Origin of the sequence: Halomonas sp. CKK8 (assembly GCF_029625235.1) — a bacterium.
Lineage (GTDB): Bacteria > Pseudomonadota > Gammaproteobacteria > Pseudomonadales > Halomonadaceae > Halomonas > Halomonas ventosae.
In genome coordinates this window covers 1703457-1716062 of sequence record NZ_CP121193.1, presented here as the reverse complement: position 1 = coordinate 1716062, position 12606 = coordinate 1703457, and the positions used below count along the sequence as shown (strand labels likewise).

At 61.2% G+C, this 12606-nt stretch carries 11 protein-coding genes; 3 read left to right on the top strand and 8 right to left on the bottom strand.

Features of this window, described 5'->3' with window-relative positions; all coding sequences use genetic code 11:
* Positions 1-236 precede the first annotated feature (236 nt).
* Complete coding sequence (locus P8934_RS08260) at positions 237-779, top strand: hypothetical protein (protein ID WP_278033756.1); 543 nt, start codon at positions 237-239, stop codon at positions 777-779.
* 418 nt (positions 780-1197) lie between these two features.
* On the opposite strand, the gene P8934_RS08255 is transcribed toward P8934_RS08260, so the two are convergent.
* Positions 1198-1356, bottom strand: a complete 159-nt coding sequence (locus P8934_RS08255) for a YqaE/Pmp3 family membrane protein (protein ID WP_250058867.1) — start codon at positions 1354-1356, stop codon at positions 1198-1200.
* 384 nt (positions 1357-1740) lie between these two features.
* Here P8934_RS08255 and P8934_RS08250 point away from each other — a divergent pair, with 384 nt between their 5' ends.
* Positions 1741-2817 (top strand): type I restriction endonuclease, encoded by a 1077-nt coding sequence (locus P8934_RS08250; RefSeq protein ID WP_278033755.1) that lies wholly within the window; start codon positions 1741-1743, stop codon positions 2815-2817.
* Between the two features lie 16 nt (positions 2818-2833).
* Here the strand turns inward: P8934_RS08250 and P8934_RS08245 are convergent, their stop codons facing one another.
* Entirely contained in the window at positions 2834-3613 is a 780-nt protein-coding gene (locus P8934_RS08245; protein WP_278033754.1) for an SOS response-associated peptidase, read from the bottom strand.
* Positions 3614-3677: 64 nt separating this feature from the next.
* Between P8934_RS08245 and P8934_RS08240 the strand changes: the two genes are divergently transcribed.
* Entirely contained in the window at positions 3678-4097 is a 420-nt protein-coding gene (locus P8934_RS08240) for a hypothetical protein (protein WP_278033753.1), read from the top strand.
* Positions 4098-4199: 102 nt separating this feature from the next.
* On the opposite strand, the gene P8934_RS08235 is transcribed toward P8934_RS08240, so the two are convergent.
* The 6 genes from P8934_RS08235 to P8934_RS08210 are packed head-to-tail and all read right to left on the bottom strand — an operon-like array spanning position 4200 to position 12606.
* On the bottom strand, positions 4200-4430 hold the full coding sequence (locus P8934_RS08235) for a hypothetical protein (protein WP_278033752.1): 231 nt from the start codon (positions 4428-4430) through the stop codon (positions 4200-4202).
* Entirely contained in the window at positions 4430-6580 is a 2151-nt protein-coding gene (locus P8934_RS08230; protein ID WP_278033751.1) for a hypothetical protein, read from the bottom strand. The genes P8934_RS08235 and P8934_RS08230 overlap by 1 nt, the downstream gene beginning before the upstream one ends.
* 12 nt (positions 6581-6592) lie before the next feature.
* Positions 6593-6994 (bottom strand): hypothetical protein, encoded by a 402-nt coding sequence (locus P8934_RS08225; RefSeq protein WP_278033750.1) that lies wholly within the window; start codon positions 6992-6994, stop codon positions 6593-6595.
* The gene (locus tag P8934_RS08220) at positions 6991-7977 is read right to left on the bottom strand and encodes a LamG-like jellyroll fold domain-containing protein (RefSeq protein WP_278033749.1); all 987 of its coding nucleotides are present in this window, start codon (positions 7975-7977) and stop codon (positions 6991-6993) included. Before P8934_RS08220 ends, P8934_RS08225 begins: the two co-directional genes overlap by 4 nt.
* Positions 7978-7992: 15 nt before the next feature.
* Positions 7993-9174 carry a hypothetical protein gene (locus P8934_RS08215; RefSeq protein WP_278033748.1) on the bottom strand — a complete coding sequence of 394 codons (1182 nt, stop codon included), beginning with the start codon at positions 9172-9174 and terminating at the stop codon, positions 7993-7995.
* A gap of 12 nt (positions 9175-9186) precedes the next feature.
* Positions 9187-12606, bottom strand: a complete 3420-nt coding sequence (locus tag P8934_RS08210) for a hypothetical protein (RefSeq protein WP_278033747.1) — start codon at positions 12604-12606, stop codon at positions 9187-9189.

Below are 12606 nucleotides of genomic sequence, written 5' to 3'. Positions count from 1 at the left end.
GGATGGCTGCTCTACCTCAGCGAATGCCCATCGAACTCGCAGACATCTTCTGCATCGCTGTCACCCTGCTAATATTGGGCGGCTTGGTGATCACCCAGCTCTCCGGTTACAGCGGCATTTAGCTGGCGGTAATGATGACCAGGCGATGTCGCCAGAACGCAGAGGGTACGATCCGCCATCCTGTGTGGTGATACTGTGGGGCTTTCAATGTGGCTTCCGATAGGAGAGGCGGCAGCGTGAAACGAAAGGAATTTTTATCGGTAGACGAGATGCAGGCCTGGCTCAAGAAGGCGGCCGGCTGCCTGATCATTGCTGTAGGGCTAGTGAGCAGCAGCTCGCAGCTTGCCACTACACTCACATCACCGCTGGATGTTGGCAGTGCAATAGAGCAATGCGACATCAAGATTGGCGGGCTTCCCTGTTTCGTCGATTATGAGTCGACATACGATGAGGATGTCGGAGGCGACATCGACTACTCGCAGTTTATAGTGGCGCAGTTTGCTGACCGCTCACTTGATGGAAGACGATGGTCAGGCAATGAAGATCGGCTTCTCGAAGCGGTTAATGAGGAGCGTCTCGTGGTCAGGATCGACCAAGAGCCGCTCCACAGAATTGGGCGTCTCATGGTAAAGGCCCCGAGCGACCCGCGCCAAGTACGAGAAATTGCCGCCAGAATGGCGGGCAACGGGAGTGTCCTGGTCACCATCCCTGGTGGAAGTGATCGGCTCATTCTTGGGGTCAACGCTTTCGAGGGTGAATATAACTTTCTTCCCACATAGATCATGGACGGCGCCACCCTCCTCTGCATCACCCAATGGCGCAAACACCTCGAGCGCCGGGGCTGGGTGAGCCTGTGTCGGAAGCGACCGCCGGGGAATCGGCTGGTCGATTATCACGTCATCTGGCAGAGGCGATTGGTCAGCGGGCGGGTTCGGCTGAGCGAGATGGATCACGATGCGGGATCCTGGCAACCGGGCTCGCCGGTGTACCTGCTGGAGCGAAGTCAGGATGTCGAGGAGGGAGTGTGGCGGGTGGCGAAGGATCAGACGGCCGTCCCTGGCCAGGTGGTGCGATCCATGCCGGTATGACGCGGTGCACCGTCCTTGGCGGCCCCCCGTTACCGGAGCCGGCCGCCGAGGAGTCGGCTGGTCGAGTAGCATGTCAGGATGCTAGCCGAGCGCAAGGCCCAGCGCCTTGTCACCTACGCGCGATGATCCACACCGCATGCACGATACCGGGAATGTAGCCCATTAGCGTCAGTAGGATGTTGACCCAGAAATGCAGGCCGAGGCCGACCTGGAGGAAGACCCCTACCGGGGGCAGCAGAATGGCGAGGATGATGCGGATCACGTCCATGAGATAGCTCCATGATTGAGAGGGAATGCGCCTACATGGACTCTATCCACTACGTTGCGTTCACGACGTTGGCCTCTCACTCTGAGCTCTATGTTGGCCGTCCCTGGCCAGGTGGTGCGGTCCATGCCGTTATGACGCAGTGAGCCGTCCGTGGCGGCAACCCCGTCGCCGGAGGGATCGCATGCTGTGAAGCGTCACGCCTTCAACCTAGGGGATCCACAGCCCCCTCAGACAGGCGAGATAGCGCACGTTCTTGTGCGAGATTGCTGACAAATTTCCGCAGCGATTTGCCTTACCCACTTTCGTACCTTTGTGCTGCTTCAGAGACGGGTCTAGGCTAAGTGGACCTCATATCGCATATAACGAAAGTGGCAGGGACTAACCATGGAACTAGGTGACAAGCTGTCCGGCATCGCTCGGAGAGGCCAAGATCAGGTGAACCACATCAAAAATGAAGAGGCAACGAAAACCGCGTTGGTGATGCCCTTCATCGGTGCGCTGGGGTACGACCCCTTCGACACTCGAGAGGTAGTACCGGAGTTCACCGCTGACGTCGGCACAAAGAAAGGCGAAAAAGTTGACTATGCCATCAGGGCGAATGAAAGCTTGTCGATCCTGGTCGAATGCAAACCGCTGGGCACCGACCTTTCTCACGTGCAGTACAACCAGTTGTATCGGTATTTCGCCTGCACTGATGCAAAATTTGCCATTCTGACAAATGGGTTCGAGTATCGCTTCTATTCTGACCTCGACTTCGAGAACAAGCTCGACACTCGCCCCTTCTTCACCTTTGATCTCGCTGACTTCAACGACCAGGACATCGACGAGCTGCAGAAATTCACCAAACCGAATTTCGATGTCGATGCCATACTCAGCACGGCGAACCGCCTCAAGTACACCAACCTGGCGAAAAGAGCCATCGATGAGGTGTTCCGCGAAGTCCCGGAAGAGTTCGTCAAGTTCATCGCGGGAAAGATCTACGAAGGACGACAGACTCGACAAGTGATCGAGGAGTTCACCCCCATCATCAAAGAGGCTGGCACGCTCTATGTGAAGGAGCAGGTCGCGCAGCGCCTCAGAGGTGCACTGGCGAGCAACGATGTGGAAGCCGCCAACGCCATGCCCGTCACCCAGTCCCCAAGCGAAGAGCAGCAACCCGACGACGATGGAATCGTCACAACCCAGGAAGAAATCGACGCTTACAACATTGTGCGATCAATCCTGGCAGAGCAGATCGACATCGGCAGGATCACGATGCGCGATGCCAAGTCCTACTGCGCCGTGCTACTGGACGATAACAACCGCAAACCTATCTGCCGCTTTCATTTCAATGCCAAAAGCGTGATGCGTGTTGGGTTCTTCCAGAACAAGCAGGAGAATCGGGTGGAAATTGGTGGGGTCAGCGATCTCTTCCAGCACCGCGAGGCGCTGAAGGCAACGGCCTCAGAGTATCTTGAGTAAAGCAAGCCGCGGTCTTCTACTGATCTACTGGTTCGATCAGTACTGCATCATCATTCCCCGGCCGGTTGACCCGGGTACTGACAGGCCAGTGGGTGACTAGGTCGATGTCGAGGTGATGGACCGCAGAACGGATCGCATCGCGCTCATGGAGCTCGGGATCGAGCCAAGCATCGAGGCTGTTGTCGGCCAGTGCCAGAGGCATCCGGTCGTGGATCTCCTTGGCGATACCGCGGGCCGGCTCTGTGATGATTGCGCAGCAGGCCGACCCATCGGCGTAGTCGGCCCAGATCCCGGCGAGGAACAGCAGCTCGCGATCCTCGCGGCAGATGAAGTGAGGCTGCTTACCGCTGGCAGTAGGCAACCACTCAAACCACCCGTCTGCAGGGATCAGGCAGCGATGTTGGCGAAAGGCTCCCTTGAAGTAACGGCTGGTTGCCAGGGTTTCGACACGCGCGTTGATTGGCTGCGGCGCATCGCCGCCAGCCCAACTCGGTCGGTAGCCCCACCACAAGTCATCGATGGTAGGCTCGTCTTCAGGCTCTCGCCGGCGTACGCCGGTGATCCAGGTGCCGGGCGTAATGTTGTACCGAGGCGCCCAACTGGTTTCGGGGTCGGGTAGGCCCAGTCGCAGGGTCACGGCTGGGGGGTCGGTGAAGAGAGCGAAGCGGCCGCACATAGGGGGAAGGTGAATGACGATGGGTTCGATTACCAAAGGATTGGTGAAAGCGTGGAAAACGTCAACATTTGTAGTCGTTGCAGCATTATCAATTCTCATATTCAGCTTGGCGAACTTCACAGAAGTCTCTCTTGCTGGCGTTTCAACTTTTGGTCTTTTACTAGTCGCCCTACAAGCATTACACATGACAAAGGAACAGGTCGGAGAATGGAGGAGGAAAGAAGCTTACTTGCTTTGCGAAGACTTAGAACAAAATTACAAACATATAGGGATTGATATAACACAGACAATAAATAACATCAAATGGATGAACAAAAATTCCACCCACTCGTACTATGCGCTTTGTAAAATTCTTCCCTTAATAACATCAGGGAGCAAAAACACCGCATACGGAAAGTGCATAAAATACCTTGATTTCATCAATCTCCATTTTGAAGCCATTGGCAAAGCTGGCACCATTGAAGCGAGAGATCTGATCGGAGCTGTATATCTTCTTCATTTGAAAATAAACGCATCTAACAATATCCCTGATGAAAAAGTTGACGAAGAAGAAATAAAAACGGCGATAAACAGAATCAATGAGACCTCTATAGCATTTGAATAAAAACATGGCGAAAGCGTGCCACTAAGCCTAGAGGTATACATAAACAACTTAAGGCTTAATTGCATTAAGAAATAAATAATGACTTACAGGGAGTTGCTTCCCTCAAACCTCCACCGTCACATCCGTCAGCGCCGGCGCTTCCCCCTTCACTTCCCCCGCCTGCACGAAGGCCTTGAGCCCGACGGCCACACTCTGCCCCCTGGCGCGGAGCGTTCCGCCGCCGGGGAGCTGCAGGGTGCTGGTGCCGTCGCTGTTGTGGCTGGTCACCTCGCCCACCAGCAGGGGGTCGCGAGGGATGAGGTCGAGGAACTGGCGGTAGAGGTTGCGGGCCATCAGGCGATCTCCTCGAGGTGGCGTTCGAGCTCGACGCTCTGGTCGATGGTCAGGGCGTCGCCCTGCAGCTGGGCGTTGAGGCTGACGGCGCGAACCAGGCCGCGCCAGTCGTCGCCGTCGGGATCCACGCGCACCAGCTGGCCGGTTTCGAGCAGGCCGGCGATGTCGGCGGAGAGCGGCAGGGCCAGGGACTCGCGGGTCTGGGCGCCGCTGGCAGAGAGCACGGCGATGCCACGCCCGCGCGCCGGGGCCTGCCGGGTGACCAGCGGGTCGACGACCATCTCGCCCAGCCGACCGGCGGCGGTGCCGGTGCGCTTGACGAGGGCGAGCACGCCGGTGGTCTCGCCGGAGACATAGATGCCGTTGAGCGCCTCGCTGCTGCGGACCTCGGACCCGAGCCGGGTGAGCACGTCGAGCGGCAGGGTGACGTCGGGCGTCGCGCCACCCCAGGCCCAGTGCGGGGCGGCGTATCGCGGGGCGATGATCAGCCGCGGCTGGCTGGGATGGGCCTGCACCACGGCGCCGGCCGCGCTGGCGATGGCGGTTATCGCCTCGATGGGCGTGCGGTTGGTGTAATGCCAGGCCTCGGGCTCGACCAGCCAGTCGTCGATCTGCCAGTCCAGCGTCCAGCCCAGGGGCAGCTCCTGTTCGGCGAGCTGCTGGGCGGTGCGGGTCTGGGTCTCGGTGTAGCTGCGCGGGGCGGCATGGGGTGCGGCCAGGAAGGCGGCCAGGCTGCGTGCGCTGAGGGTGATGGTCGGCACCTCGCCAAACTGGCGGTTACGGCTCCAGCTATCGAGCACGCCGCGCCAGGTGTGACCGTTGAGGGTAGCCTCGATCTCCATGGGCTGGGTGGCATCGCGGATCGCGGCGACGCTCTCGGCCCCGTGCACGGTGGCGCGCAGCTCCCAGGCCCAGGAGTCGGCATCGATAGCGGCCGAGATGGCGCTGGCGGCGAGCGCCTGGCCGGTGGCCACCAGGGTAAGGGAGGCGCTGTTGCTCACGAGATAGGTCCTCTGGATGGGGGCGACGATGGGCGCATCGGGATCAAGCGGGGCGCAGGGGTCCTCGCCGAAGGTCAGCACATAGGGCGCCTCCGGTATTGGGGCGCAGAAGTTGAGGTCAGGGCTGCCCCGGTAGAAGTCCGGTAGTGGCGGGAACCCCGGCTCCTCGGGCTCCTCGGGCCCAGGCGGTAGCGGACTGGTGCCCGGAGGCGGCTGGGTCGTCTGCTCGAAGGGGCCGCGCCATCCTACGGGCCACCACTGCCCCGGCTGCCAGGTGTCGTTCCACTGGCGGGCCAGGATGTCGGACGCCTGCTCGAACGGCAGGCCGCACAGGCGACGACGCGACGGCAGGTAGTGGTTGAGCGCCCCTCGCTGCGTTCCGACCGCCTGGCCCTGCTCGGCCAAGGCACGGTGTCGGTGCCCCTGGAAAGGCAGCGAGCGGTTATCAACGACTACCTGGCGACCCTGACGGGCGGACTTCTCCGACACCACTCGCCGGGTAGCGTGACGATCCGCCATGCCACGAGACGTCTGACGGGTGCCGCTCTTGCGCCAAGCCCCCTGCTGGTAACGGTTGGTCACCTGGCGGCGGCGCTGGTCGCTCTCGCCGTAGCGCCCGGCCGTGATGGCGTGCGAGGTCACCCCCCGCTGTGTGCGGTCGCCGGCCTGTGCCATGGGACCGCGCCAAACGTTGATGTCATTGGCCAGGTGGATGTTGGCTTGCGTCCGGGGCATCGTCACCCGGATGGCCAGGGTGTTGCGCACCTCGAAGCGGGCGTAGACCCCCACGGACGGCAGGGTGGCGTCGATGGTCAGCGGCGTGGCCGGCTCGGGGGTGTCTCCTGCCTGGCCGCCGAACGCCAGGTCTACCGACCCAGCCCCGGGGATTGTGTAGTCACCGTCAAATGCCAGGTCTACCGACCCGGCACCTGGCGGCTCGTACCGATAAACGGTCGCAGTGAAGCCCAGGCGCAGGTCCAGGGGCTCGCCGGGCTCGTAGTCGCCCCAGAAGTCCAGGTTGACCGACCCGGCGCTCGGGGCCTCGTAGGGGGCCACATAGGGCACTACGTCGCGAGCCGAAAAATCAAGGTTCACGGCCTGAGGGTCGTACTCGGGTAGCGACTGCCACAGCGGCAAGTCCTTGGCCATGGGGCCTCCTCGTTATGGCTCAGCCAGGACCAGGGACACCCCCTCGATCAGCATGCCGGCATAGAGTTGCGTGGCAGGCAGAGTGGCAGGGGCCCCACTGCCCTCGGCACCTGCATCCAGGTCCATCACTGCAACCCCGGCAGCATCGCGTAATCTGCCCCACCCGACCTCACCACCCCCGGTGGCCATGGTCTTGGGCATTGCCTTGCCCGTCAGCACACCATTCTGGATCGCCTCAGCGAAGGGCACCGGGACTGGCAAGACCACTAGCTCATCACCCGTGGCGGCCTCCTGCACGTTGGCCGGTCGTGAACCAGTGTAGAACGTGAAAGTTGCTCCCTCTCCGCCCGCGTCTACGGCATCAGCAATGGCTTGGAGTCGGGCATTCTTGATGGACAGGGCCAAGTCGATCATGCCGGCACCTCTGGCACAATATTGTCAGCAATCACCCCGTTGTACTCGAGGTTCTTATCCAGGGCGACCACGTAGTGGGCCACCTCGGGGTTCAGCCCGGTCAGTGTGTAGCTGCCGTCCGCCGCGCTGGTGGTTTCGGCCACCTTCTTGCCGGTCGAGCGCACGAAGGCCAACACCCGTTGGGCGGCAGGGTCGCCCTTCACGGTCACGGTACCGCTGATCTGGCCAGGATAGGACTCTGGCTCGGGTTCAGCCAGTACCGAAGTTGTGTGGTCATTGGGTGGGGATTCCACCGGCTCGGAAAAGTCAGATGGGACGGACGCCTCGACAACTACATTGTTGCCCAGCACGGCATACACGCCATTCCCCACCTCGGCATCCATAGTGGATGCATCGGTGTCCAAAGAAATGGCCCACAAGAGGCCAGGCTCCTCCAGGCCATAATCCGTGTCCTTGTCCACCGCAACCTGGGCATCAGTTCTAGCAACGTCCCACACCCGGATATTGGCCAGGTCAACATCGGCTCGGTCGTAATAACCGAGGGAGTCAGCCGACAGGAAGTTGTTCTCATCCGTGTAAAGGGCGCTGACTGGCGAGCTGGAAGACAGCACCCCATTCAAGTACACGCTGAGATGGTCATAGTAGGCGTGGACGATGGCCACGTGATGCCACTGCTCCTTGGTCATGGTACCAGTGTCTAGCCATTCATCATCGACATAGATTCTGAGTCCATCAGGTATGCGCCGGACATATATGCCGCGGCTCGAGGGAGACCCGATAGTTTGTGACGTAAGAATTTCTCCCTCGGCATCCCTGAGGAAGATATAAAACTCCATCGTGAAAGTCTGGAACCGATTGTTCGATGCCAACCCGGGAGACCGGTTGATGGCAAGGGCAGAATAACCGGCCTTGAGGGGGTCAAGCGCCCCAATCGGCGCTTTTACCAAACTATAACCCGAGGAGGGGGGGTACGTTATGGGCATGCTCACGCCTCCTGATTAGTGCCACGGTCCGGTAATGTCGATCAGCGCCATAGAGTTCCTGTCGTAGTAGTCGGAGCTGGTAGTACCCGCAAAGAGCCAGACCCAATAGGTGCGTCCTTCGACCTCGATAGTAGTGTTATCGTTGTACAACATCCCCGAGAGACAGTTGGCAAGCCCCGGCATGACACCTACCGGGACGTAGCCGCCGCCGGCTATTTTTGCTAGTACCGGAAGCTCCAGTTCGAGGCGAGCTTTATTGTCACCCGTATCTGGCACAACATAAGTATCTCCAAGGGAAGAGGCATAGGACAGTACGCGCATTTCCAGACTCAGTCCTCGCCCTCCCAGACCACGAGAAACTCGCTTATATGTCGAGTTGTTAAAATACCCCATGTAATTTTCTGGGGACTCATCATTCTCGCCGGTTTCCATCAACCCAATAAACGCATCCTGACAGCCGGGCCTGCCTTTGGCCACGTCGCCAAAGGCAATGACAACACACTGGTCTGCGATGCTTGATTGCTCGGGGTCAGGGTCGGAAATGAGCATCCACACGAACCTGCTATTGGCCACGATCCTCCAGTGCCGGGGAAAATCGTAATAGGTATAGGCGGCGTAGGTATCCTGACTTAAACCGCCGTCGCCAAACTCTCCAAGGCGGGTGTCGATGTCAGTGGCGGAAAGGTAACCGCGCAGGTATGACTGAGGAATGTCCTCATTTTTATAGCCCCATGGGGCAGTCTCCCAATCACTGTTATCTATGTAATAGCAGGGACTTGATGGCTCTGAGGGCTGGAATATGGCCCGGTAGCCATCGGACGATTCGTGAGGCATCGTCCACCCTGCGGAAGCGGTCTTTACCGCCAAACTGCCCGTAGCGTTACCGGCCGGCACGCTGTCCATGGAGAAACGGACAGTGGTGTTCTCCACCCCGGTCACTTTCCACAGTCCATTCCACTCGGTCTCGTTGGCACCGCTGACCTCTACCACTTGATGAAGAACAAAGCCGTGCCCCCCAGAAAAAAGAAGGACCCCTTCCCCTGCCTCGGCGTCGTAGGTCAGGTCGTCGGCAGGGGAGGCGTTAAAACCGTTCACCAGCACCTGCTCCAGGACCTCTTTCAGTGATCCTAAGCTGCGGGTCATCAAAACAGGGGCTCCCTGCATACCACTGTCGTAAACGCGGATCGGGTCGGACATGTCGTTGTCTCCTTACTGCGGGTCGGCGTTCACGTTGCCGCGAACTTGAAGTCGGAATTCGAAGTCATTGCCCTGGGCCTCGCCCTGCATTACGGTGCGGGCCAACCAGATGGGGGCGTGACTGCCAATGGTGTTGAAGCGCAGCACATTGCCGGCCGCCCAGCCGGTCCCCCAGCCCAGCACCGGAACGGTGAAATAAGGCACGTTGGTGTTGGGGTTGTGGATGGCCAACTCTTCGTTGATGTTGCCGGTGCCGATCTCGCCCACGCTCTCACCAACCACCCGGAACGAAGTGCTGCTGGTGAAGATCAGCGCCCAGCGTTCGGTGATGGTGCCTCGGTTGGTGACCTGGATCGGGTAGGCAGTGTCGTTGAACTCGGCAGTGGTCTCGTCGCCAATAAGCTCGTCTGACCATTCACCGGTCCAGGTGGTCTGGTCGAAGAGACCCGCTACACGAGCCTGGAGGTCGCCGCCAATCAGGGCTGAGGACACCAGGGTTTCATCGGCCGGGTAGTCGTGAGAGAGCTGCCCCACCAGGGTCAGCGTGCCGTTGATCTGCACATCGCTGACCAGAACCATGTCCTCGACCCGGTGCACGGCGAACAGGGGCTCGACATAGCTAGTAAGGTCGGCCGCCCCGTCGAGGGTCGCCGTGCCGGCGTTCAGGTCGGCACTGTAATCTTCCTCCGGCAGCCGGGTGCCCTCGGCGTCCTCGATATGTAGCAGCGCCAGGCGGGTGCGGCCCACGTCGAGCGTGTCGCCGACAGTGGTACCCATCGGCCACGGGGTTTTGTCGGTATGGTGCACCACAGCGACGTTGGCCGGGCGGTAGATCGGTACTCGGCCGTCAGGCGGCAGGCGCACCGGGTCAAGGCCCAGCAATTCGGCGTTCAGGGGCAGTGAGGTCAGGACCACGGTGTTGAAACGGGCGGTGCTCGGCAGCACGTAACGCGGCTTCCAGATATTGCCGCTCCCATCGACGTTGGCCGGGTCGTACCACGGCTCCTGCTTTTCTTCAGTGGTCAGGTCGGCATCGGCCACCAGGGCCCCGAACCTCACACTCACGATGCCGGTGCTGTAGTCGATGGTTCCGGCAATGTCGTTGCCCGTCACGGCACCGGAAAAGTCGGCCTGTGCCGTCAGAAGCTCGCCGTTGGCAGCGGTAGCCAGCAGCGTCAGTTCGCCGACCTGCACCGGGCTACCAGGGGTGCGGAAGGCGGCCCCGAGCACGGTCCAGTCACCATAGACGGTGACCAGGCTGGCGATGCCAACCTGGTTGCTGCCGCCCTCCCCCCAATCCTCGAGCACGACACTGGCGCGGGTGTAGTCGACGGTCCCGCTGTAGATGCCGGCCCCGGTGTCAGGATCAACGTCACGGTACAGGCTGCCGTCGCGGTCCTCGAAGGTGGAGCCCCGGAAGGTCAGGCGCAGCGTGCCCGGCACGATGCGATCTTGCAGCAGCGGCAGCAGGTCCACTTTCAGGGGGCTGGGGCTCTTGGACACGCTGTCCTCGGTGGCGGCCAGCACCTGCGGCTGGTAGCGGGCCATGACGGCCGCCCCATCCTCGAAGGTATCGGTGACGCTCGACTCTTTCCAATTGACGTCCTCGTCCTGGCCGGGGTCCTCGCTGGTGCGCTCCCAGGAGGTGACCTCATGGACCTTCTCGACCTCCAGCGTCACCAGCCCGGTATCATAGTCGATGGTCCCGGCGAAGCCCTGGAGGCCACCCTGGCCATCGTCGCGGCAGCGGTAGGTGATGGTGCGGGAATCGTCGCGGCGCTCCTCCCAGGCGTCGTCCAGGAACTTGCCGGGGGCACCGCCCGCGTTCCAAGCGTCGTAGTCATACCCCCAATCCCAATCCTTGGCCCCTTCATTGAGAACGTCCTCGCGCAGCACCTTCCATTCGAAGGTGGCGCTACCGGGCTGGATCGGCGCCCCGGCAAGCTGGAGTTGAACAAAGCCGCTGCCGTCCTTGCTGGGGTTGAAAGTTTCGGTGTCGGCATCGCCGTATTCGTAGTCGACCACCACGTTGCTGTTGGCATCGGGCCATTCGCCGTCGTTGAACTGGAGCCACACCTCGCCCACACGGTCGCCGTTCACGGTGTCGCGGAAACCGTAGATGCAAGCACCACCTGCCGAGCCAGTCAGGGCACCCTGGCCGTCGTCGGTAGCGGTCTTCTCCACACCGCCGCTGAGCCAGGTGGCGGTGATGCTGCCCGGCACCACACCGCCGTAGTTTAGGGTGTAGCGAAGGCTCGGAGTGGCGAACGGCACCTGGTAGCCGGCGCGGTCGACGTAGTGCACCGGGGTGCCCCAATAGATCAGGATGGCGCTATCGACATCAGGCAGGGCCTGGAGGGTGATCGACACGCTGCCGGTGGCGAAGTTGACCTGGCCGGTGCCGGCACCGGTGAGCTCGCCGCTGCCGTCCTCGTCGCGCAGGGTGTACCACTTGCCCAGCGCCAGGTACTCCACCACCACGGTGCCGGGGGCCGGTAGGGGCTGGAGGCTGCGGGTGTAGGAATACCCCCGGTTGTTCACCGCCACCTCGATGCGCTGCGTCTCGGCCACCTGAGGGATTTCGTGGCTGATTCCGCCGCTATCCACCTCGACCGCTACCTGCCCCCCGATAGACACATCCACGACCGGGCTCTCGGTCTGGGTGCTGGGCACGATAGGCTGATAGACGCTGTTCACCTTGAGTTGGTTGGCCCCCAGGCTGGCGGCCATGGCCAACTTGCTGACGCCGAAATACTGCGCGGCATCGGCGATTTGCGTTTGGCGTAGCAGCGTGGCCGGCTGAATGTTGGAGTAACGGCGCGGTTCATGCCCATAGAACCGCCGGGTGAGCGCGGTACTGATCCCGATGGTGACCACCTGCCGGGTGAAATCGCCCTCGGTATCCGTGAACACCTGATCCTGCGTCTCGACGCTGGTGACGCGCACATACTGCTCTTCGCCGGCATCGGGATCGGTGGAGAGCAGCAGCACGTCGCCGATGTCGGGCGGGGTCTCGCCGACCCGCTGGTACGCCAGCAGCGAACGCTGCCCCTCGAGTTGGTCGCCGTAGAGGCGCATCCGGGTCAGGGGCCCGGCCACCACATAGCCCTCGACCCGGTTGCGAGCACCGGCTCGCTCATCTGTGGCCGAGTCGGTGGAGAACGCCAGCACGCTGACGTTGGGGTCGTCCGGGGCCTGGTCGATGATGACGTGACTGCCGAAGTACAGATCGGTGTCGTCGGTCTCTACCGCACCGAAGACCTTGCGCAGGCTGGTGCGACCGTAGACGCGGTCGAGATCCGAGACGTCGTTGAAAATCTCGTTGCTCTGGCCATCGGTGATGACGTTGCCGGTGATCCGGCCGCCGCCGTCGGCGTTGTCGGTCATGCGCTCGCTTTTCAGGAGCTTGATGTCGCCTTGCAGGATCGGCAT

Bases quoted from the DNA above. Each gene is read 5' to 3' on its own strand.
- P8934_RS08255 (WP_250058867.1), bottom strand. From the start codon at position 1,356: ATGGACGTGATCCGCATCATCCTCGCCATTCTGCTGCCCCCGGTAGGG.
- P8934_RS08250 (WP_278033755.1), top strand. From the start codon at position 1,741: ATGGAACTAGGTGACAAGCTGTCCGGCATCGCTCGGAGAGGCCAAGAT.
- P8934_RS08240 (WP_278033753.1), top strand. From the start codon at position 3,678: ATGACAAAGGAACAGGTCGGAGAATGGAGGAGGAAAGAAGCTTACTTG.
- P8934_RS08235 (WP_278033752.1), bottom strand. From the start codon at position 4,430: ATGGCCCGCAACCTCTACCGCCAGTTCCTCGACCTCATCCCTCGCGAC.
- P8934_RS08230 (WP_278033751.1), bottom strand. From the start codon at position 6,580: ATGGCCAAGGACTTGCCGCTGTGGCAGTCGCTACCCGAGTACGACCCT.
- P8934_RS08225 (WP_278033750.1), bottom strand. From the start codon at position 6,994: ATGATCGACTTGGCCCTGTCCATCAAGAATGCCCGACTCCAAGCCATT.
- P8934_RS08220 (WP_278033749.1), bottom strand. From the start codon at position 7,977: ATGCCCATAACGTACCCCCCCTCCTCGGGTTATAGTTTGGTAAAAGCG.
- P8934_RS08215 (WP_278033748.1), bottom strand. From the start codon at position 9,174: ATGTCCGACCCGATCCGCGTTTACGACAGTGGTATGCAGGGAGCCCCT.
- P8934_RS08210 (WP_278033747.1), bottom strand. From the start codon at position 12,606: ATGCCGATCCTGCAAGGCGACATCAAGCTCCTGAAAAGCGAGCGCATG.